The following is a 20,503-nucleotide window of genomic DNA, read 5'->3' on the forward strand; positions in this document are numbered from 1 at the left end:
CCGGTGTCTGATGGTCCCTCAGGCGCCAATAAAATAAGACAAGATCGGCCCATCCCGCCGCAGTCGGAGGGAGGGTCACCGATAGGCTCGGAACCGCGAAGCGGAGCCCACGGCCTGCCCGGATGGTGGAATGCAGACACGGCGAGCTTAAACCTCGCTGCCCCTGAGCGGGCGTGCCGGTTCAAGTCCGGCTCCGGGCACCACCACGGCCGCACGGCCTGACCTTCGTCCCCCTTCGAGGGACGTGACGGCGACGGACGCGTCCGGCGCCCCGTCTGCGGCACCACGTCATTTCGATGCGGTTCCACATGCCTGCGCCCTCCGGTGCATTGAACAGTTGAGCCGGCGGTCAGGTAGGGCGATTCGGGGCACCGCGGGCCCCGTTGACACCCAGGCGCCCGCGCGCGGAAACTCGCGTTCGGTTTCGCGGGTGAAGGGGGACGGTCGATGCGTACCGCCGTGGGGATCGTCGGGGCCGGGCCTGCCGGGCTGATGCTGGCGCGGCTGCTGCGGCTCGCGGGGATCGACTGCGTCGTCCTGGAGAGCCGCGACCGCGCCTACGTGGAGCGGCGGCAGCGCGCCGGGGTGCTGGAGCAGGGCACCGCCGACGTGCTCCGGGCGGCCGGGGCGGGACAGCGGCTGGACCGCGAGGGCCTGCCCCACGACGGCATCGAGCTGCGGTTCGCCCGGCGCCGCCACCGCGTCGACTTCCCCGACCTCACCGGCGGCCGCCGCGTCACCGTCTATGCCCAGACCGAGGTCTGCAAGGACCTCATCGCCCTCGCCGAGACCGACGGTCCCCCGGTCCTTTTCGAGTCGGAGGTGCTCGCCGTGGAGGGCGTCGACACCGACGCCCCGCGGATCCGCTACCGCCGCGACGGCCGCGAGGAGGTGCTGGAGTGCGACTACGTGGCCGGCTGCGACGGCTTCCACGGCGTGTGCCGTACCGCGGTGCCCGCCGCCGTCTCCCGCGTCTTCGAGCGCGTCTATCCGTACGCCTGGCTGGGCGTCCTCGCCGACGTGCCGCCCTCCCACGACGAGCTGGTCTACGCCCGCCACGACCGCGGCTTCGCCCTGCTGTCCATGCGCTCCCCGTCCGTCTCCCGCCTCTACCTCCAGGTGCCGGAGGGCACCAAGGCCGAGGAGTGGACCGACGAGGAGATCTGGGACGAGCTCACCCGCCGCCTGGAGACCGCCGACGGCTGGACCCTGGAGCGCGGCCCCGTCACCCAGAAGTCGGTCACCCCGATGCGCTCCTACGTCCACGAGCCCATGCGGTACGGCCGCCTCTTCCTCGCCGGGGACGCCGCCCACATCGTGCCGCCCGCCGGCGCCAAGGGCCTGAACCTCGCCGTCGGGGACGTGGTCGTCCTCGCCCGTGCCCTGCAACACGAACGGCGCACCGGCTCCGCCGAGCTGCTCGACGCGTACTCCGAGACCTGCCTGCGCCGCGTCTGGCAGGCCGAGCGCTACTCCCACGACATGACCGCCCTGCTGCACCGCGCCCCCGGCGCCACCGCCTTCGAGGACCGGCTGCAGCTCGCCCGGCTGGACCGCGTCGCCACCACCCGGTCCGCCGCGGCCGACCTCGCCGAGGGCTACACCGGCTTCCCCCTCGACTGACCCCTCGGCCGGTCCTTCGGCCGACCACCGGCCGGTCACTGTCTCCGGCCGGTTCCGGGCAGGTACCGGCTCGGTACCGGTGCGTCACCCGCCGTGAAGGGAATCACCAGGACGCGTAGCGTGTTGCGCAGCACAACGAGGGAAAGATCCTCCCCAAGCATTAGGGTCATTCCTTTGCCTACCTATTACTCTTGAGCCAAGGCCGCACCGAGTGGCCATGGAGGAGTGAAATGAGGAGCAGTAACCCGGTCTTCTCGCGACGGGGGTTCGGCCGCGACAACGGCTACGCGGGCTTCAACACCGCGCCGCAGGCCGGGGGCCCCGCAGTCGCCACGCAGGCCAACCCGTACGCACAGCCGACGGGCAACCCGTACGCCCAGAACCCGTACGCGCAGCAGCAGCAGTACGGCGCGCCGCCGCAGGCCCCCGCCGCGGCCGGCCGGATGACGATCGACGACGTCGTGATGCGCACGGCCACCACGCTGGGCGTGCTCGTCGTCGCCGCGGCGCTCTCCTGGGCGCTGCTGCCGGTCGACGACGCCAACATCAGCCGGTCCTACGGCATCGGCATCGGCGCCGCCCTGATCGGCATGGTCCTGGCGCTCGTCCAGTCCTTCAAGCGCAAGGCCTCGCCCGCGCTGATCCTGACGTACGCCGCGTTCGAGGGTGTGTTCCTCGGCGTCATCTCCAGCATCGTCGACAACCGCATCGCCGACGGCGCGGCCATGCAGGCCGTGATCGGCACCATGGCGGTGTTCGCCGGTGTGCTGGTGGCCTACAAGGCCGGGTGGATCCGCGTCAACCGCCGCTTCTACGGCTTCGTCATGGCGGCCGCCCTCGGCTTCATCCTGCTGATGGCCGTGAACCTGCTGTTCGCGGTGATCGGCGGCGGCGACGGCCTCGGCTTCCGCAGCGGCGCCCTCGGCGTCCTGTTCGGCGTCATCGGCATCATCCTCGGCGCCTGCTTCCTCGCCCTGGACTTCAAGCAGGTCGAGGACGGCATCGCCTACGGGGCCCCGCGTGAGGAGGCCTGGCTCGCCGCCTTCGGCCTCACGCTGACCCTGGTGTGGATCTACCTCGAGTTCCTGCGGCTCATCTCGATCCTCAACAGCGACTGACGCCCCGGCGTCAACCGCACGGCATGACGAAGGGCCCCGGTTCCGACCGGGGCCCTTCGCCGTGTCTCGGGGCCGTTCCGGGGGGACGGGCCGGGCGCCGGCTAGAGCAGCCGGCGCGCCGCCCTCCGCAGGTCGTACTCGTGCACGATCGCCTTGGCGTGGCCGTACGCCAGGTCGTACTCGTGCCTCAGCCAGCTGACCTTCTCCTCGAAGCGGACGAGCGCCGGGCCTTCCTCGACGGTGCGCAGCCAGTCGGAGATCTCACGACCGGTGCAGTGCGGGATGCGGGCGAGCATGTTGCGGTGGGTCTCTGCGGAGAAGACTTGGGACATCGGCGCCTCCGGACGCTGGGATACAAGCCGGTCCTTCAGGTCACCGTGCCCGAGCACCCGTCCGTTGGCAACAGTCCTGCCGCGCCGCGTACGCTCGCCGCGTGGTTGATACGACGCCCTTCATCCGTGCCGTGGATCATTTCGCCGACCGCCTGCGGGCCGCGCCGCAGAGCCGGCTGCAGCGGGGGGCGGCGGCCGAGGCGCTCGCCCTGGCCAGGGAGTTGGCGCGGCGCACCCAGCTCGTCGAGGAGCCGGGGACCGAGCCGCGCGAGATGCCGGACGCGGGCATGTTCGCCGCCGCGGACCAGATCACGGTCGCCGGACACGACTTCGCCCTCGTGCTGAAAAGCGACGAGGAAGTGGCCGAAGCCGCCCGGCTCGTGGAGGAGGCACGCGAGCGCGCGGGTGTGTGACCCCGCGAGGGGCGTGCGCCGGGCGGTACAGGGGCGCCCCCGGAACGCCGGGGGCGTCAAGAACCATGGGACCTACAGCGACGCGATGACGCGGTCCGCGAGGATGTAGACGCTGTCCTCGCCGCACGAGAACGTCAGCGTGTACGCCCCGGAGATGCCGGAGCCGCCCAGCAGGAACGGCGTCTCGCCCGCGCGCAGCGCCTCCGCCAGCCGGTCCGCGGTCTCGCGGTGGCCCGGCGTCATGCACAGCGTGGTGCCGTCGGCGAACACGTACACGTCCAGGGTGCCCAGCGGGCCCGGGCGGACGTCGGTCAGCTCGGTGCGCGCGGCCGCCAGCTCCTCCAGCACCTCCACCGTGCGCTCGTGGTCGCCCACGACCGGCGAGGAGTGCGGCACGAAGTCCGGGTGCGAGGGGTGACGGCGGCGGGCCGCGGCCAGCTCGGGGGAGTCCCCGGCGTGCTCCTCGGTGTCGCCGCCGGGCTCGACGGCCGGCTCCAGCCCCGCGAAATCGGCCTGCCGGGGCAGGAACAGCTCACTGTCGGGCAGACCCAGCAGGGACGGGCCGTCCGAGGCGTCACGGGCCTCCTGGGCGGCCCAGAACGCCCGCGCCTCGGCCAGCTCGCGCTCGCGCTCCTCGGCGAGCGCCTCGGCGACCGCGGCGCGTATCTCGTCCGGTCCCGCCGAGCGGGCGGGCGGGACCTGGGCCCGGGCCGTGGCCCGGCTCCTGGCCAGCTCGGTGTGCAGTGCCGTGACCTGTCGGCGCAGCACGAGCACGCTGCGCAGGACGGCGACGCCCACGGCGCCGGTGGCGGCCGTGGTGATCAGCAGGGCGATCGGCATGGCGCTCACTGACGTACTCCCGGTTCACAGTCGACCCCCGACTTCCTACATCAGCTTGAAGGGCGGACTAACCATCTGTCAGTGCGTAACGTCACGAATCGGACAGTCCGACGGGGTGTGGAGGCCCGGTCGGGCTTCCGTGACCTGCGCGAATACCCCGTCCGCGAGGCGTAGGTCACATCCTGGGGGAATTTGGATCACAGAACGGCCCGGCGCCCCGGGGAACGGGGGTGCCGGGCCGTTTTCTCACGCGGTGTGCCGCCTCGGTGACTCAGCGGCGCGCGGGGGTCAGCTCAGGCGCTCGATGACCATCGCCATGCCCTGGCCGCCGCCGACGCACATGGTCTCCAGACCGAACTGCTTGTCGTGGAACTGCAGGGAGTTGATGAGCGTGCCGGTGATGCGGGCGCCGGTCATGCCGAAGGGGTGGCCGACGGCGATGGCGCCGCCGTTGACGTTCAGCTTCTCCAGCGGGATGCCCAGGTCCTTGTAGGAGGGGATCACCTGGGCGGCGAACGCCTCGTTGATCTCGAACAGGTCGATGTCGTCGACGGTCAGGCCGGCCCGCTTCAGGGCCTGCTTGCTCGCCTCGACCGGGCCGAGGCCCATGATCTCCGGGGAGAGGCCGGAGACGCCGGTGGACACGATCCGGGCCAGCGGGGTCAGGCCCAGCTCGCGGGCCTTGGTGTCGCTCATGACGACGAGCGCGGCGGCGCCGTCGTTGAGCGGGCAGCAGTTGCCGGCGGTGACCAGGCCGTCGGGGCGGAAGACGGGCTTCAGGCCGGAGACGCCCTCCATGGTGACGCCGGCGCGGGGGCCGTCGTCCTTGCTGACGACCGTGCCGTCGGGCAGCGTCACCGGGGTGATCTCGCGCTCCCAGAAGCCGTTCTTGATGGCTTCCTCGGCGAGGTTCTGCGAGCGGACGCCGAACTCGTCCATCTCCTGGCGCGTGACGCCCTTCCAGCGGGCGAGGTTCTCCGCGGTCTGGCCCATCGCGATGTACGGGTCGGGGACCAGGCCGTCCTCACGCGGGTCGTGCCAGGTGGTGCCCTCCTGCTGGGCGACCTCGGCGGTACGGGCCTCGGCCTCGGCGAACAGCGGGTTGTGCGTGTCCGGGAGGCTGTCGGAGTTGCCCTTCACGAAACGCGAGACCGTCTCGACGCCGGCCGAGATGAAGACGTCGCCCTCGCCGGCCTTGATGGCGTGCAGCGCCATGCGGGAGGTCTGCAGGGAGGAGGAGCAGTAGCGGGTGATCGTGCAGCCGGGGAGGTGGTCCATGCCCATCTGCACGGCGACGACCCGGCCGAGGTTGTTGCCCTGCTCGCCGCCGGGCAGACCGCAGCCGAGCATCAGGTCGTCGATGTCCCTCGGGTCCAGCTCGGGGACCTTGGCGAGGGCCGCCTGGATGATCGTGGCGGTCAGGTCGTCCGGCCGCAGGTCCTTGAGCGAGCCCTTGAAGGCGCGGCCGATGGGGGAGCGGGCGGCGGAAACGATCACGGCTTCGGGCATCACGGCTCCAGAGTGAAGAGGGTGCGGCGTGGCGCTGGGCGGCGTCCGTTGGGAAGTTACCGGTACGTATGCGTGCGGTCACGCGTGTCGGGGTGTGAGATGGGCCGCAACTTTCTAAGCGCTTGCTTTTTGGTGGCCTGGGGGTGGGTCGGTCAACGGCAGCGGCGCCCCTCCAGCGGCCGTGGCCGAAGCGTCCCTCAGGGGCGCGGGGAACTGCGACCAGCCACGGACTGCCCGCGCGCCCGGCGTCGAATGGGTGCCGCTGCGCCCACCCGTGCCGCCTGGGGCACGTCTGCCCGCAGCTGCGGAAGCATCCTCAGGGGCGCGGGGAACTGCGCGACCAGCCATGGACTACCCGCACCCGGCGTCGCGGAGGAGCGAGGTGGGTCACGGGGACGGCTGCGTGGACGGTTCCGGCTCCGACTCCGTCACCCTCCGGCGCCGGCGGCGCTTGAGGAGGGCCCAGGCGCCCCGAGGCCCCGTCGGCATCGCCGCCGTGACCTCCGTACCCGCCTCCGACGCGGCCTCCGCCGCCGCCCGCGCCACCGGCAGGAACCCCTCGCGGCGCGCCGCGTCCGGACGCTCCTCATCCGCCGGCCACAGCCCCAGCGCCGCGCACACCGTCGGCAGGACCGCCATCGCCGCCGTCGCGTACCCCTCCGCCGAGGGGTGGTAGTTGTCCGGGCCGAACAGCTCCCGCGGGTTCGCCGCGAACTCCGGGCCCAGCAGGTCGCCCAGCGACACCGTGCGCCCGCCCTGCTCGACCACGCCGATCGTCTGCGCCGCCGCGAGCTGCCGTGAGGCGCGGCGGGCCAGCCAGCGCAGCGGCTGCCGTACCGGCTCGATCGTGCCGAGATCCGGGCACGTGCCGACCACCACCTCCGCGCCGGCCGTCCGCAGCCGCCGCACCGCCGCCGCGAGGTGCCGCACGGAGCGGGTGGGCGGCATGCGATGGGTGACGTCGTTGGCGCCGACCATGATCACGCAGATGTCCGGCACCCGCGACGGGTCCGCCAGCGCCCGGCTCACCTGCCGGTCCAGGTCGTCCGAGCAGGCACCCGGCACCGCGACCGTGGACAGCCCCACCGGACGTTCCGCGATCGCCGCCACCCCGGAGGCGAGCAGCGCGCCCGGCGTCTGCCCGGCCCGGTGCACGCCCTGCCCGGCCGCCGTGGAGTCGCCCAGCATCGTCAGCCGCAGCGCCGGATCGCCCGGCACCGTGTAGGAGGCGCCGTACAGCCCGTCCGCGTGGGGCACGTGAGGAGTCGCGCCGTTGCCCACCCGGCGCCGGGCCAGCTGCATCTCCGCGAGCAGCACCCCCACCGCCGCCGCGCCGGCCAGCCCGATCCCCCCGCCGCCGTACGCGGCGCCGGCCGCGATGCGCCGGGCCACCCGCGCCCTCGACATGCCCGTCATGCTCGCCGCCACCTCCTCGTAGCCGTACACCCAGGTCTTGCCCCGTACGGACGGTGGTCCAATCCCGACGGGGAGTGAACGACCCGGCCGGGTAGTGCGGCGGGAAGGGCCTAGGCTGGCATCACCACCACGACCACCTCTTTTGCAGCATCCGGAGACAACGGTGCAATTCCACGACTCGATGATCAGCCTCGTCGGCAACACCCCGCTGGTGCGGCTCAACAGCGTGACCAAGGGCATCAGGGCCACCGTCCTGGCCAAGGTGGAGTACTTCAACCCGGGCGGCTCCGTGAAGGACCGCATCGCCCTGCGCATGATCGAGGCGGCCGAGAAGAGCGGCGAGCTGAAGCCCGGCGGCACCATCGTCGAGCCGACCAGCGGCAACACCGGCGTCGGACTCGCCATCGTGGCCCAGCAGAAGGGCTACAAGTGCATCTTCGTCTGCCCGGACAAGGTCTCCACGGACAAGATCAACGTCCTGCGCGCGTACGGCGCCGAGGTCGTCGTCTGCCCGACGGCCGTGGCCCCCGAGCACCCCGACTCGTACTACAACGTCTCCGACCGGCTGGTCCGTGAGACGCCGGGCGCCTGGAAGCCGGACCAGTACTCCAACCCGAACAACCCCCTGTCGCACTACCACTCCACCGGCCCCGAGCTGTGGGAGCAGACCGAGGGGAAGATCACCCACTTCGTGGCCGGCGTCGGCACCGGCGGCACCATCTCCGGCACCGGCCGCTACCTCAAGGAGGCCAGCGACGGCCGCGTCAAGGTCATCGGCGCGGACCCCGAGGGCTCGGTGTACTCCGGCGGCTCCGGCCGCCCGTACCTGGTGGAGGGCGTCGGCGAGGACTTCTGGCCGACCGCCTACGACCGTGACGTCGCGGACGAGATCGTCGCCGTCTCCGACAAGGACTCCTTCCAGATGACCCGCCGCCTCGCGAAGGAGGAGGGACTGCTGGTGGGCGGCTCCTGCGGCATGGCGGTCGTGGCGGCGCTGGAGGTGGCCTCCCGGCTCGGCGAGGACGACGTCGTCGTCGTGCTGCTGCCGGACAGCGGCCGCGGTTACCTCAGCAAGATCTTCAACGACGAGTGGATGGCCGACTACGGCTTCCTCGAGGACAGCGGCCCGAGCGCCCGCGTCGCCGACGTCCTGGACGACAAGGAGGGCGGCCACATCCCGTCCCTCGTCCACATGCACCCGGACGAGACCGTCGGCCAGGCCATCGAGGTGCTGCGCGAGTACGGCGTCTCGCAGATGCCGGTCGTGAAGCCGGGCGCCGGCCACCCGGACGTGATGGCCGCGGAGGTCGTCGGCTCGGTCGTGGAGCGTGAGCTGCTGGACGCGCTGTTCAGCAAGAGCGCGTCGCTGGACGACCCGCTGGAGAAGCACATGTCCGCGCCGCTGCCGCAGGTCGGCTCCGGTGAGCCGGTCGCGGACCTGATGGCCGTGCTGGGCAAGGCGGACGCGGCGATCGTGCTGGTGGAGGGCAAGCCGACGGGCGTGGTGAGCCGTCAGGACCTGCTGTCCTTCCTGGCCAAGAACGGCGCCTGAGAGGTCGTCCGCGGCGGGGCGGGGGCTGATCGCGCAGTTCCCGCGTCCCCTGAGGGGTGCTGCGGTCCCCGCGTCCCGAAGGGGCGCGGGGGACTGCGCGCGCAACCCACGACGGCCCGCACCCAGGTCCCGGACCCCAGAGGCGGGACTTCCGAGAAGTGGTACGAGCACGTCACGCCCGCGCAGCACTCGGTTAACACAGCTCCGGCACAGTGGTGGATGTCGGCGGGACGGGAGCGGCTCCCCGTTCCGGCCGGCGGCTCACACGGCGTCGCAGGACCTCCGGAGCGGCTCCCGGACCTCCATGGACGCCTGTGAAACGCACTACGCCCGTGGCGCAGCGCGTGTTCGCGGGGACCGCCGTCGTCCCGCCCCCCGGCAACGGGGGTGCGGCGGTCCCCGCGCACATCTTTCCCCCGGCGCGTACGCCGAGCCCCCCGCTCAGTCCTCCCAGGCGTCGTCGTCCCGCGTGGAGCGACGGCCGCGGAACAGCCCCGGGTTGGTGCGCACGGCCTGGACGACGTTCACGCCGACGATCCCCGCCCAGGCGACCAGCAGGCCGGGCAGGTCGGCCACGCCCCCGCCGATCGCGGACAGCGGCACCGCCAGCACCAGCGACACGATCCCGAAGCCGAACCGCTCGCCCCAGGAGTCCGTGGCCTTCGGCGCCCGCGCGTCCCGGGCGGACGTCAGCCGCTGCTCGGCGAGCTGCCGGCGGACCCGGCGCTCCACGGCGCCGTCGATGCGCTGGTCGACCTTCTCCAGGAACGAGTCGACCAGGGCGGTCTCGTAGTCCTCGCCCAGTTCCCTGCGGGCCTGCAGGGAGGCGTGGAGTTCCTTCTTGAGCTCGGCGTCCCGCGCGTCCATTCCGGTCATGCCTCACAAGGTAGGCACGCGGGAGGCGGCCCGCACTGGGGGTAACCCCCGTTCCCGCCCTCGGGCCGCCGTTCCCCGGTTCGCGCACGCCGACCGGGCCTCAGCCCTTGCACATCTTCTCGTCGGCGCGGGACTGCGGGACGTCGACCTTCTTCGGCGTCGCGATCGGCACCCCGGCCTTCTTGAAGTCGGGGCCGAGGGTCAGCGTCATCGGTCCGTCGCCGCCGGCGTCCGCCGTGGGCTTCATCGCGGCGGCCGGCAGGCCCATCAGGTCGGCGAGCTTGCGCGCCTGGTCCGCCTGGTCCGGGGCGTACACGAGCTGGGTGCGGGCGACCTTCGCGGGGGCGTTGCCCTGGTTCGCCGAGAGGGGCACCCCCTGGCTGTTCTGCAGCCAGGCGACCGTCTCCCCGGCCGCGCCCTGCGGGCCGCCGCCGTTGAGGACGTCGACGCGCACGGCGGACGCCTCGGCCCGCGCGCCCTTCAGCAGCGCTTCCTGTTTGTCCTTGGCCTTCTTCTGCTGCTTCTTCACCTCGGTGAACGACACGTCGTCCTGGAGCATGGAGAACACCTGCGGCGCCTTCACCGGGTCCGGCACGACGGTGACGGGCGTCGGCTCGTCCGGGTTGTCGACGACCGGGAGCGTCATCAGGGTGATGTTCTTCAGGTCGATCTTGCCGAGCTCCTTGGCGAGGGTGAGCAGCTTGGTGGGGCTGCCGATGCCCTTGTCCACGGTGAGGGACTTGGTGGCCGCGTCGGCGACGTCCAGCATCTTCGACGGGCTGCTGAGCGTGTCCTCCTTGAGGCGGCGCAGCATCGACGCGACGAACTTCTGCTGCATCCCGATCCGGTCCAGGTCGCTCTCGTTCTTCAGCCCGTGCCGGTTGCGCAGGAAGGACAGCGCCTCCTCGCCCTGGATGACGCTCTTGCCCTCCGGCAGGTCGAGCTTGGTGCCGCCCGAGGTGTCCTTCAGGGGCTCCTCCAGGCACACCTCGACGCCGCCGACCGCCGTGGACAGCGTCTTGACGGCGTTGAAGTCGAACATCATGAAGTGGTCCACGTCCAGGCCGGTCAGCTGCTCGACCGTGCGCATGGTGCAGCCGGGGTCGCGGCCCTCGACGCCGTACGACTCGTTGAACCGGGTGGTGCCGTCCGAGCCGGGGATCGTCTTCGTCGAGCCGTCGGACTGCCGGGTCTCGCAGTCCGGTATCTCGGTCATCAGGTCGCGGGGGATGCTCACCACCGTCGCGTTGGACCGGTCCCCGGCGACGTGGAACAGCAGCGTGGTGTCGGCGTGCCCGGTCACGTTGTCCCGGTTGCCGTACGCCTCGTTGCCCTTGCCGGTGCGGACGTCGTTGCCGATGACCAGGATGTTGGCCGGGCCGTCCCCGAGGACGGTGTCGCTGCCGACGTCCCCGATGTCGACGGTGTCGATGTTCCCGTACAGGCGGTCCCACCAGTAGTACGCGAACGCCGAGCCGCCCACGAGCACCAGGCCCATCACGCCCCCGGTCCACATGAGCGCCTTGCGCCTGCCGGACCTCTTCGGCTGCTTGCGCTTGCGGCGGTGGGAGTCGCGGGGGCCGTCGGGGGCGGTGTCCTCGTCCCGCTCGGGCGGGCCCGGGGCGCGCTCGCGCGTGCCGCCGGGGCGCGGGCCGGGCGCCCGGGGGGTGCGCTGGCGCGGCACCGAGGGCGCCGGAGGTGCCGGCGGCGGCCCGCCGTCCAGCCTCAGTTCGTAGTCACCGGTCTGCGGATTGAGCACCCACTGGTCGGCGGGATCGGCCCCTTCCGCCCGCCCACGACTCTGCGCGTCCACGCCCCCACCCACTCCTGCGCCCTGTGCCCCGTGGGGCACCTGAGTCTTAAATTGCTTACATGTTCGACGACTTACGCTATCCGGCCGTTCCCGGCCGGGCGGACCTCGTGGCGAAATCGTCGAGATCCGGACGTGTCGGAGAAGAGGGTTCCGGATCCCGGACATGGCGTGATCCGTGCCGGGTCCGGCGCCCGCCCGGCGCGGTGGGGCGTTCGCCTGTATAACGGCATGCAGAAGTCAGGACGGATGAATGGGCCGGGGACGGCCGAGGGGGAGTCAGGTCATGAGCGGCACCGAGAGCCCCGCGGCGCGTCTCCAGGCGCTCTTCGAGGGGCACCGGCTGACGCCCACGCAGCGGCGCATCGCGCACAGCATGGTGCGGCGCGCCGCCGACGTGCCGTTCCTGTCCAGCGTGGAGCTGGCCGAGCTGGCCGGGGTGAGCCAGCCGTCCGTGACCCGCTTCGCGGTCGCCCTCGGCTTCGACGGCTACCCCGCGCTGCGCCGCTACCTGCGCGAGGTCGCGCCGGCCGAACCCGCTCCCGACGCCGGCTCGTCCAACGAGTACCAGCAGGCCGTCGAGGCAGAGATCGAGAACCTGCGGCATCTCGCGGAGGTGCTGGCCGACCCCGAGCCCGTGCGGCGCGCGGGGCGGGTGCTCGCGGAGAGCCGGCCGCTGCCCGTGCTCGGCCTGCGGGCGGCCGCCGCCCAGGCGCACGGCTTCGCCTACTTCGCCGCCAAGGTCCACCCGGACGTACGACTGCTCAACGAGGGCGGCACCATGCTGCTCGACCGGATCGACGCGGCCGTGCGCGCGGGGGCGTCGGCGCTGCTGTGTTTCGCGCTGCCGCGGCATCCGCGCGAGGTGCTCGACGCGCTCGTCCACGCCAAGGAGTCCGGACTGACCGTCGTCACCGTCGCCGACTCGCCGTTCGCGCCCGTCGCCAAGACGTCCGACCTGCTGCTGCCGGCCGCCGTCGGCACGGCGCTGGTGTTCGACACCGCGTGCGCGCCGATGCTGCTGGGGCGGGTGCTGCTGGAGGCCATGTGCGACGACCTGCCCGACGCGCAGGCGCGGCTCGAGGAGTTCGACGCCCGGGCGGCGGCGCGGGGGCTGTTCGTGGAATGACGCGCGAGCCGACCCCGCGTCTTCTCAGAATCGTCTCAGCTTGCCCCGCTAGCGTCCGTTCGCAGGGGACTTCCCTCACAGGCGTTCCCCAGGTAAGGGACTTGCCACAGATGGACTTCCTCAGGAATCGGAAGACGGGAGGCTGGACGTGACGCGCGGAGGACAGGGGCTGGCCCGGGTGGCCGTCGTCGTACGGGCCGGAGCCGCGCCACTGTGGTGGCTGGGAGTCGTCGCCGCGGGCGCCGGGGCGTTCGTGCCGGGCCTGACGGGGCTGCGGATCGGCGCGCTCGGTGGAGCCGCGCTGTTCCTCGTGGCCGCGGCGCTGGTGGCGCTGACGCGGCGGGGCCGGTACCGCGCCCTGGCCCGCGCGGCGGCCCGGGCCGGCCGGCACGACGTGCTGCAGGACCGCGCGGTCACCGCGCGCAACTGGCGCCGGGCGCACCGCTGGTGGCTGCTGATCGCCTTCGTCGCCGCGCTCGGCTCTTCCCTCGCGGCGCCCGCCGCGGCCGGCCTGCTGCTCGCCGGGTGCGGCGTGGGCCTGTGGCTGAAGGCGGCATGGATCGGCCGCCTGGAACGCGCCGACGACGTACTGCTGTGGGTCCGGGTCGACTGGCTCCGCAGGGGCGCGGGCCGCCCGGCCGGCCGCGCCGTGAAGGCCTACCGCACGACGGGCATCGCGGCGGGCGACGCGGCCCCGGGCGGAGCGCGGCGGAAGCTGGCGACGGCCGCCTGACCGACCACCCCGGGCGCGTGGCGGTCACGCGCCCGGGACGGCCGGGCGATGTCACACCCCGGGCGGGTCAGCTCAGACCCGTCAGGGCATCCGCGTGGGCCGCTCCCGACTCCGTCACGATCTCCTCGATCCGCTGGGCCGGGCGGACCGTCGCGAAGGTGACGGCGCCCGTGGGGGACTGGGTGAAGCCCAGGATCGCCGGGCGGGGGAGCGAGTTGTACGCGTAGTGGTGCGCGAAGTAGTACGCGCCGGTGTCCAGCGCCGCCGCGTAGTCGCCCTGCTCCAGCAGCGGCAGCTCCTGCCCCCGCGCCAGCAGGTCGCCGGCGAAGCAGGCCGGGCCGGCCACGTCCTGGACGACCGCCGGGCCCTCCTTGGGCAGCCCCTTCGCGTCGTACGCGGCGATCCGCAGCGGCCACGACTCCGGCGCGTACACCGTCCGCGTCGCGACCTGCACGCCCGCGTGGGTCACCGCGACCGGACGGCCGCCCGCGCTCTTGGCGTACTCCACGCGCGTGACCACCGTGCCGTGCTTGGCCAGCAGCGACCGGCCGAACTCGGTGACCAGCCCGTACCGCCCGTCGAACAGCCCGGGCACCGTCTCCTTCAGCAGCCGCGCGTACTCCGCGTACGTCGGGCCGCTCTCCTCGGAGGCGAAGTTCACCGGCAGTCCGCCGCCGATGTCGAGGGTGTCGACCTGCTGCCGTCCGGCCCGCCGGTTGATCTCCTCCGCCAGTTCGTACGTCTCCGCGACCCCGCGCGCCATCATCGTCAGGGCGATGCCCTGGGAGCCGGTGTGGGCGTGCAGCCGGGTCAGCCACGGACGGTCCAGGTACGCCTGGACCACCCACTCCCGCGCCCCCTCGTCCCGCAGCGCCACACCGAACTTCGAGGTGGCCGTCGCCGTCGACAGCGCCTCGATGGAACCGCCCCCGACCTGCGGGTTCACCCGGATGCCCAGCGGCGAGCGGACCTCCGTGCCGGCCACCAGCGCGTCGATCCGCTCCAGCTCCTGCGGGTTGTCCGCGTTGACGGCGATGCCCAGCTCCAGCGCCTCCCGCAGCTCGGCGAGCGTCTTCGCGGGGGAGTCCAGCACCGTCCGCCCCGGCTCCACGCCCGCGGCGCGCGCCAGCGCCAGCTCGCCCGGGCTGGCCACCTCCGCGCCGACGCCCTCCTCGTGCAGCAGCCGCAGCACCGGCACCAGCGGGCTCGCCTTCACCGCGAAGGCGTGCAGCACCGGCGTGCCGGGCGCGGTCACCGCCTCGAACGCGTCCCGCAGGTCCGCCGCCGATTCACGGATGCCCGTCACGTCGAGCAGCGCCACGAGGGGCGCGCCGGTGTCGAGAAACCCCTGCTCCACGGCCGCCCGCACCGCGGCGTCCCGGCGGGCCGCCCGCCCGGCGGCCCGCGGGTCGGCCCCGGCCGTCACGTCGCCCGCCCTGTCACTCATCTGCTCGTTCGCGCGCATGCATCCAGCCAAACATCCCCCGGACGGAGGCGCCGACGCACCCCCTGTATTGACTAGGTCTATTCAGCTCGCGAGGATGTGAATATCTGCAGTCCCATCCCTGGTCACCTGGAGGCCCCCCATGTCAGGACCCCGCCCCGTCCGGGCACCGCGCGGCACGGAACCGAGCGCCCTGGGATGGCAGCAGGAGGCCGCCCTGCGGATGCTGCACAACAACCTCGACCCCGAGGTCGCCGAGCACCCCGACAAGCTCGTCGTCTACGGCGGCACCGGCAAGGCCGCCCGCGACTGGCGCTCCTTCGACGCCATGGTCCGCACCCTGAGGACCCTCAGGCAGGACGAGACCCTGCTCGTCCAGTCCGGCCGCCCCGTCGGCGTCATGCAGACCCACGAGTGGGCGCCGCGCGTCCTCATCGCCAACTCCAACCTGGTCGGCGACTGGGCGAACTGGGAGGAGTTCCGCCGCCTGGAGCAGCTCGGCCTGACCATGTACGGGCAGATGACCGCCGGCTCCTGGATCTACATCGGCACCCAGGGCATCCTCCAGGGCACCTACGAGACCTTCGCCGCCGTCGCCGCCAAGCGCTTCGGCGGCTCCCTCGCCGGCACCATCACCCTCACCGCCGGACTCGGCGGCATGGGCGGCGCCCAGCCGCTCGCGGTCACCATGAACGACGGCGTCGCGATCTGCGTCGACTGCGACCCGCGTGCCATCGACCGCCGCATCGAACACCGCTACCTGGACGTGAGGGCCGACTCCCTCGACCACGCCCTCCAGCTCGCCACCGAGGCCCGCGACGCCCGCCGCCCCCTGTCGATCGGCGTCCTCGGCAACGCGGCCGAGGCCGTCCCCCAGCTCCTCGCCATGGGCGCCCCGATCGACATCGTCACCGACCAGACCTCCGCCCACGACCCCCTCGCCTACCTGCCCCTCGGCACGGCCTTCGAGGACATGGCCGACGCGGCCGCCAAGGACCCGGCCGGCTTCACCGCCCGCGCCCGCGAGTCCATGGCCCGGCACGTCGAGGCGATGGTCGGCTTCCAGGACGCCGGCGCCGAGGTCTTCGACTACGGCAACTCCATCCGCGGCGAAGCCCAGCTCGCGGGGTACGAGCGGGCGTTCGCCTTCCCCGGCTTCGTCCCCGCCTACATCCGCCCCCTGTTCTGCGAGGGCAAGGGCCCCTTCCGCTGGGCCGCACTCTCCGGCGACCCCGCCGACATCGCGAGGACCGACCGCGCGATCCTCGACCTCTTCCCGGAGAACGAGTCCCTCGCCCGCTGGATCAAGATGGCCGGGGAGCGGGTCCACTTCCAGGGCCTGCCCGCCCGCATCTGCTGGCTCGGCTACGGCGAGCGCGACAAGGCCGGCGAGCGCTTCAACGACATGGTCGCGAGCGGCGAGCTGTCCGCGCCGGTCGTCATCGGCCGCGACCACCTCGACTGCGGCTCCGTCGCCTCCCCCTACCGGGAGACCGAGGCGATGCTCGACGGCTCCGACGCGATCGCCGACTGGCCGCTGCTGAACGCCATGGTCAATGTCGCCTCCGGCGCCTCCTGGGTGTCCATCCACCACGGCGGCGGCGTCGGCATGGGGCGGTCCATCCACGCGGGGCAGGTCACCGTCGCCGACGGCACCGCCCTGGCCGGCGAGAAGATCCGCCGCGTGCTCACCAACGACCCCGGCATGGGTGTCATCCGGCACGTGGACGCCGGGTACGACATCGCGGAGTCGGTGGCGGACGCGAAGGGTGTCCGGGTGCCTATGCGTGAGGGTGACGACGCGTGACGGGTAACGGCAACTCCTCGGTGGAGGCGAGCGGTTCGTCGCCGTCCGCGGATCTGGCTGTGCCCACCCGCCCCCACTCTCGGCTTCGTTCGAGCGGGGGGACCCCCATCGCCCTGCGGAACGACTGCCCACAGCCTGATTCGTTCCACGAGATGTGGCGGCAACTGCTGCCCGTGGGACGGAACTCCGCCAGCGGTGGCTACCGCCGGTTCGCCTGGACCGGCGCCGACGCCGACTGCCGGGACTGGTTCCGCGAGCAGGCCCGCCGCCGCGGCCTCGCCTACGAGGTGGACCGCAACGGCAACCAGTGGGCCTGGCTCGGCGACCCCGCCGAGGGGGACGCCGTGGTCACCGGGTCGCACCTGGACTCCGTGCCCGACGGCGGCGCCTTCGACGGCCCCCTCGGCGTCGTCTCCGCCTTCGCCGCCCTCGACGAACTGCGCCGCCGGGGCGTGCGGCCCGTAAAGCCCCTCGGCATCGTCAACTTCGGCGACGAGGAGGGCGCCCGCTTCGGGCTCGCCTGCGTCGGCTCCCGGCTCACCGCGGGCGCGCTCACCGTCGACCAGGCCCACCGCCTCACCGACGCCGACGGCATCACCCTCCCGCAGGCCCTGGAGACCGCCGGCTACGACCCGGACGCCATCGGCCCCGACCCCGTACGCCTCGCCCGCATCGGCGCGTTCGTCGAGCTGCACGTCGAACAGGGCCGCGCCCTGGACCTCACCGGCGACCCGGTCGGCGTCGCGTCCGCGATCTGGCCGCACGGCCGCTGGAGGTTCGACTTCCGCGGCGAGGCCAACCACGCCGGGACCACCCGGCTCGCCGACCGGCACGACCCGATGCTGCCGTACGCGGAGACCGTCCTCGCCGCCCGCCGGGAGGCCGAACAGGCGGGCGGGGTCGCCACGTTCGGCAAGATGGCCGTCGAGCCGAACGGCGTCAACGCCGTGCCCTCCCTGGTGCGTGGCTGGCTCGACTCCCGCGCCGCCGACCAGGAGCGCCTGGACGCGGTGGTCGGCGGGGTGGAGCGGGCCGCTCGCGCGTCCGCCGCCGCCCACGGCGTCCAGCTGGACGTGGAGCGCGAGTCCTTCACCCCCGTCGTCGAGTTCGACCACGCCCTGCGCGACCGGCTCGCCCGCATCCTCGGCAAGGACGCCGGCCTGAAGGTGCCCGTCCTCGGCACCGGCGCCGGACACGACGCGGGAATCCTCGCCGGACGCGTCCCGACCGCCATGCTGTTCGTACGGAACCCCACCGGCGTCTCGCACTCCCCGGCCGAGTCCGCCGCCGAGGACGACTGCGTGGCCGGGGTCCTCGCCCTCGCCGACGTACTGGAAGGACTGGCCGCCCCGTGACCGCCACCCCGCGGACGTACTGGCTGGAGCACGCCTGGCTCGGCACCCATGTCGAGCCGGGCGTCGCCCTCGACGTGACGGACGGGCGCATCGCCGCCGTCCGCACCGGCGTCCCCACGCCCCCGCACGGCGCCGAGATCCTGCGCGGACTGACCCTCCCCGGACTGGCGAACGCCCACAGCCACGCCTTCCACCGTGCCCTGCGCTCCACCGTCCAGGTCGGCTCCGGCACCTTCTGGACCTGGCGCGAGGTCATGTACGCCACCGCCGACCGGCTCACCCCGGACAGCTACCACGCCCTCGCCCGCGCCGTGTACGCCGAGATGGCGCTGGCCGGGATCACCGCCGTCGGAGAGTTCCACTACGTGCACCACGCGCCCGGCGGCACCCCCTACGCCGACCCCAACGCCATGGGGGAGGCGCTGCTCGCGGCCGCCGCCGAGGCCGGCATCCGCATCACCCTCCTCGACACCGCCTACCTCTCCTCCGGCTTCGGACGGCCGCCCGACCGGCACCAGCTGCGCTTCTCCGACGGCACCGCGGACGCCTGGGCGGAACGCTGTTCAGTTCTCAAGGAACGGGATCACGCGCGGATCGGGGCGGCTATCCACTCCGTGCGGGCCGTACCCGCCGACCAGTTGGCGACCGTCGCCGGATGGGCGGAGGAGCGGCGCGCCCCCCTCCATGTGCATCTGTCGGAGCAGACCGCCGAGAACGAGGCGTGCCACGAGATCCACGGCTGCACGCCCGCCCAGCTCCTCGCCCTGCACGGCGTCCTCGGCCCGCGCACCACCGGTGTGCACAACACCCACCTCACCGCCGAGGACGTATCGCTGATCGGCGGCAGCTCCACCGGCACCTGCATGTGCCCCACCACCGAACGCGACCTCGCCGACGGCATCGGACCCGCCGTGGCCCTGCAGAACGAGGGCTCCCCGCTCAGCCTCGGCTCCGACAGCCACGCCGTCGTCGACCTCTTCGAGGAGGCGCGCGCGATGGAGCTCGACGAGCGGCTGCGCACCCGCACCCGCGGTCACTGGACGGCCGCCGCCCTGCTGCGTGCGGCCACCGTCGACGGGCACGCGGCGCTCGGCTGGGACGACACCGGCGTCATCGAGGCCGGGGCGCGCGCCGACCTCACCACCGTCGCGCTGGACTCGGTCAGGACAGCGGGGCCGCTGCCGCGGCTGGGAGCCGAGACGGCCGTATTCGCCGCGACGGCCGCCGATGTGCGGCACACGGTCGTCGCAGGCCGGCACGTGGTGCGCGACGGGGCGCACACGCTGGTCCCCGACGTGCCCGGAGCCCTCGCGCGGGCGATCCAGGACCTGCGCGCCTGACGACCCATGAGCACGCGACCCATGAGGACACCATGAGCGCCACCGTCATCACGAACATCGCCACGCTGGTCACCAACGACCCCTCCCTCCGCGACTCGGACCCCCTCGGCCTGGTCCGGGACGCGGCCGTCGTCGTCGAGGGCGACCGCGTCGTGTGGACCGGTGAATCCAGCAAAGCACCCCCCACTGACAACCGGGTCGACGCCGGCGGCCGCGCGGTCCTTCCGGGCTTCGTCGACTCCCACTCCCACCTGGTGTTCGCGGGCGACCGCACCGAGGAGTTCAACGCCCGGATGTCGGGCCGCCCGTACGGCGCGGGCGGCATCCGCACCACCGTCGCCGCGACCCGCGCCGCGAGCGACGCGGAACTGGAGGCCAACCTCACCCGCTATCTCGCGGAGGCGCTGCGGCAGGGCACCACGACCTTCGAGACCAAGTCCGGCTACGGGCTGACCGTCGAGGACGAGGCCCGCGCCCTGCGCCTCGCCGCCGCCCACACCGACGAGGTCACCTACCTCGGCGCGCACATCGTCGCCCCCGAGTTCGCCGACGACCCGGCCGGCTATGTCGCCCTGGTCACGGGAGAGATGCTGAACGCCTGTGCGCCGCACGCCCGTTGGATCGACGTGTTCTGCGAGAAGGGCGCCTTCGACGGCGACCAGGCCCGCGCGATCCTCACCGCCGGCAAGGCGAAGGGGCTGCAGCCGCGCGTCCACGCCAACCAGCTCTCGTACGGCCCCGGGGTGCGGCTTGCCGTCGAGCTGGACGCGGCCAGCGCCGACCACTGCACCCACCTCACCGACGCCGACGTGGACGCGCTGGCGAGCGGAAACACCGTCGCCACCCTGCTGCCGGGCGCCGAGTTCTCCACCCGCGCCCGGTGGCCCGACGCCCGGCGGCTGCTGGACGCGGGGGCGACCGTGGCGCTGTCCACCGACTGCAACCCCGGTTCGTCCTTCACCTCGTCGATGCCGTTCTGCATCGCGCTCGCCGTACGGGACATGGGGATGACGCCCGACGAGGCCGTCCGGGCGGCCACCGCGGGCGGGGCGGCGGCGCTGCGGCGCACCGACGTCGGACGGCTCGTCCCGGGCGCGTACGCGGACCTGGTGATGCTGGACGCCCCCAGCCATGTGCACCTGGCCTACCGGCCGGGCGTCCCGCTGGTCACGGGCGTGTGGCGCAGGGGCGTACGGGAGGTCTGAA

17 protein-coding genes and 1 tRNA gene are annotated in these 20,503 nt (G+C 73.0%); 11 read left to right on the plus strand and 7 right to left on the minus strand.

The features are described 5' to 3' along the window. The first annotated feature begins 116 nt into the window (after window positions 1-116). From ACQY0Z_RS10145 to ACQY0Z_RS10155, 3 genes are all read left to right on the plus strand, one after another. Window positions 117-203: transfer RNA gene (locus tag ACQY0Z_RS10145), tRNA-Leu, on the plus strand. Between the two features lie 244 nt (window positions 204-447). Next, window positions 448-1,623 carry a 4-hydroxybenzoate 3-monooxygenase gene (locus ACQY0Z_RS10150; protein ID WP_439812134.1) on the plus strand — a complete coding sequence of 392 codons (1,176 nt, stop codon included), beginning with the start codon at window positions 448-450 and terminating at the stop codon, window positions 1,621-1,623. A gap of 230 nt (window positions 1,624-1,853) precedes the next feature. Next, a complete protein-coding gene (locus ACQY0Z_RS10155) occupies window positions 1,854-2,741 on the plus strand; it encodes a Bax inhibitor-1/YccA family protein (RefSeq protein WP_189895890.1) in 888 nt (295 codons plus the stop codon). 101 nt (window positions 2,742-2,842) lie between these two features. Here ACQY0Z_RS10155 and ACQY0Z_RS10160 read toward each other — a convergent pair whose 3' ends face one another. Beyond that, window positions 2,843-3,073 carry a DUF4287 domain-containing protein gene (locus ACQY0Z_RS10160; protein WP_033276183.1) on the minus strand — a complete coding sequence of 77 codons (231 nt, stop codon included), beginning with the start codon at window positions 3,071-3,073 and terminating at the stop codon, window positions 2,843-2,845. Window positions 3,074-3,174: 101 nt separating this feature from the next. Between ACQY0Z_RS10160 and ACQY0Z_RS10165 the strand changes: the two genes are divergently transcribed. Further along, window positions 3,175-3,486 carry a hypothetical protein gene (locus ACQY0Z_RS10165; RefSeq protein ID WP_189895889.1) on the plus strand — a complete coding sequence of 104 codons (312 nt, stop codon included), beginning with the start codon at window positions 3,175-3,177 and terminating at the stop codon, window positions 3,484-3,486. Between the two features lie 72 nt (window positions 3,487-3,558). On the opposite strand, the gene ACQY0Z_RS10170 is transcribed toward ACQY0Z_RS10165, so the two are convergent. The 3 genes from ACQY0Z_RS10170 to ACQY0Z_RS10180 form a co-directional block, all read right to left on the minus strand. Continuing rightward, window positions 3,559-4,335, minus strand: a complete 777-nt coding sequence (locus tag ACQY0Z_RS10170) for a hypothetical protein (RefSeq protein WP_189895887.1) — start codon at window positions 4,333-4,335, stop codon at window positions 3,559-3,561. 279 nt (window positions 4,336-4,614) lie between these two features. After that, entirely contained in the window at window positions 4,615-5,835 is a 1,221-nt protein-coding gene (locus ACQY0Z_RS10175; protein ID WP_189895886.1) for an acetyl-CoA C-acetyltransferase, read from the minus strand. A 387-nt stretch (window positions 5,836-6,222) separates the two neighbouring features. Continuing rightward, the gene (locus tag ACQY0Z_RS10180) at window positions 6,223-7,251 is read right to left on the minus strand and encodes a GDSL-type esterase/lipase family protein (protein ID WP_189895884.1); all 1,029 of its coding nucleotides are present in this window, start codon (window positions 7,249-7,251) and stop codon (window positions 6,223-6,225) included. A gap of 163 nt (window positions 7,252-7,414) precedes the next feature. Here ACQY0Z_RS10180 and ACQY0Z_RS10185 point away from each other — a divergent pair, with 163 nt between their 5' ends. Continuing rightward, window positions 7,415-8,803 carry a cystathionine beta-synthase gene (locus tag ACQY0Z_RS10185; RefSeq protein WP_189895882.1) on the plus strand — a complete coding sequence of 463 codons (1,389 nt, stop codon included), beginning with the start codon at window positions 7,415-7,417 and terminating at the stop codon, window positions 8,801-8,803. Between the two features lie 441 nt (window positions 8,804-9,244). Here the strand turns inward: ACQY0Z_RS10185 and ACQY0Z_RS10190 are convergent, their stop codons facing one another. Together ACQY0Z_RS10190 and ACQY0Z_RS10195 are read right to left on the minus strand one after the other, a co-directional pair. Next, window positions 9,245-9,670, minus strand: coding sequence for a hypothetical protein (locus tag ACQY0Z_RS10190; protein ID WP_189896445.1), 426 nt, complete (start codon window positions 9,668-9,670; stop codon window positions 9,245-9,247). Window positions 9,671-9,779: 109 nt separating this feature from the next. Beyond that, entirely contained in the window at window positions 9,780-11,492 is a 1,713-nt protein-coding gene (locus ACQY0Z_RS10195) for an LCP family glycopolymer transferase (RefSeq protein ID WP_439812135.1), read from the minus strand. A 283-nt stretch (window positions 11,493-11,775) separates the two neighbouring features. Between ACQY0Z_RS10195 and ACQY0Z_RS10200 the strand changes: the two genes are divergently transcribed. Further along, window positions 11,776-12,618: a MurR/RpiR family transcriptional regulator gene (locus ACQY0Z_RS10200; RefSeq protein ID WP_189895879.1), complete on the plus strand. Its 843-nt coding sequence runs from the start codon at window positions 11,776-11,778 to the stop codon at window positions 12,616-12,618. 148 nt (window positions 12,619-12,766) lie between these two features. Then, window positions 12,767-13,351, plus strand: coding sequence for a hypothetical protein (locus ACQY0Z_RS10205; protein WP_439812136.1), 585 nt, complete (start codon window positions 12,767-12,769; stop codon window positions 13,349-13,351). Window positions 13,352-13,418: 67 nt separating this feature from the next. Here the strand turns inward: ACQY0Z_RS10205 and ACQY0Z_RS10210 are convergent, their stop codons facing one another. Then, complete coding sequence (locus ACQY0Z_RS10210) at window positions 13,419-14,816, minus strand: diaminopimelate decarboxylase (protein WP_439812137.1); 1,398 nt, start codon at window positions 14,814-14,816, stop codon at window positions 13,419-13,421. Window positions 14,817-14,937: 121 nt separating this feature from the next. Between ACQY0Z_RS10210 and hutU the strand changes: the two genes are divergently transcribed. The 4 genes from hutU to hutI all read left to right on the plus strand — a co-directional run bounded on the left by hutU (window position 14,938) and on the right by hutI (window position 20,502). Then, window positions 14,938-16,602, plus strand: a complete 1,665-nt coding sequence (gene hutU / locus ACQY0Z_RS10215) for a urocanate hydratase (protein ID WP_439812138.1) — start codon at window positions 14,938-14,940, stop codon at window positions 16,600-16,602. A 152-nt stretch (window positions 16,603-16,754) separates the two neighbouring features. After that, window positions 16,755-17,957 (plus strand): allantoate amidohydrolase, encoded by a 1,203-nt coding sequence (locus tag ACQY0Z_RS10220; protein ID WP_347225164.1) that lies wholly within the window; start codon window positions 16,755-16,757, stop codon window positions 17,955-17,957. After that, complete coding sequence (locus ACQY0Z_RS10225; protein ID WP_189895872.1) at window positions 17,954-19,297, plus strand: formimidoylglutamate deiminase; 1,344 nt, start codon at window positions 17,954-17,956, stop codon at window positions 19,295-19,297. The genes ACQY0Z_RS10220 and ACQY0Z_RS10225 overlap by 4 nt, the downstream gene beginning before the upstream one ends. Before the next feature lie 32 nt (window positions 19,298-19,329). Beyond that, window positions 19,330-20,502, plus strand: coding sequence for an imidazolonepropionase (gene hutI, locus ACQY0Z_RS10230; protein ID WP_381725682.1), 1,173 nt, complete (start codon window positions 19,330-19,332; stop codon window positions 20,500-20,502). Window position 20,503: the final 1 nt, after the last annotated feature.

Source organism: Streptomyces sp. P9-2 (assembly GCF_051903975.1).
Taxonomy (GTDB): Bacteria; Actinomycetota; Actinomycetes; order Streptomycetales; family Streptomycetaceae; genus Streptomyces; species Streptomyces cellulosae.

Coding starts and splice junctions, on each gene's coding strand:
- ACQY0Z_RS10150 (WP_439812134.1), top strand. CDS start 448: ATGCGTACCGCCGTGGGGATCGTCGGGGCCGGGCCTGCCGGGCTGATG.
- ACQY0Z_RS10155 (WP_189895890.1), top strand. CDS start 1,854: ATGAGGAGCAGTAACCCGGTCTTCTCGCGACGGGGGTTCGGCCGCGAC.
- ACQY0Z_RS10160 (WP_033276183.1), bottom strand. CDS start 3,073: ATGTCCCAAGTCTTCTCCGCAGAGACCCACCGCAACATGCTCGCCCGC.
- ACQY0Z_RS10175 (WP_189895886.1), bottom strand. CDS start 5,835: ATGCCCGAAGCCGTGATCGTTTCCGCCGCCCGCTCCCCCATCGGCCGC.
- ACQY0Z_RS10180 (WP_189895884.1), bottom strand. CDS start 7,251: ATGACGGGCATGTCGAGGGCGCGGGTGGCCCGGCGCATCGCGGCCGGC.
- ACQY0Z_RS10190 (WP_189896445.1), bottom strand. CDS start 9,670: ATGGACGCGCGGGACGCCGAGCTCAAGAAGGAACTCCACGCCTCCCTG.
- ACQY0Z_RS10200 (WP_189895879.1), top strand. CDS start 11,776: ATGAGCGGCACCGAGAGCCCCGCGGCGCGTCTCCAGGCGCTCTTCGAG.
- ACQY0Z_RS10210 (WP_439812137.1), bottom strand. CDS start 14,816: ATGCGCGCGAACGAGCAGATGAGTGACAGGGCGGGCGACGTGACGGCC.
- hutU (WP_439812138.1), top strand. CDS start 14,938: ATGTCAGGACCCCGCCCCGTCCGGGCACCGCGCGGCACGGAACCGAGC.
- ACQY0Z_RS10220 (WP_347225164.1), top strand. CDS start 16,755: ATGTGGCGGCAACTGCTGCCCGTGGGACGGAACTCCGCCAGCGGTGGC.
- hutI (WP_381725682.1), top strand. CDS start 19,330: ATGAGCGCCACCGTCATCACGAACATCGCCACGCTGGTCACCAACGAC.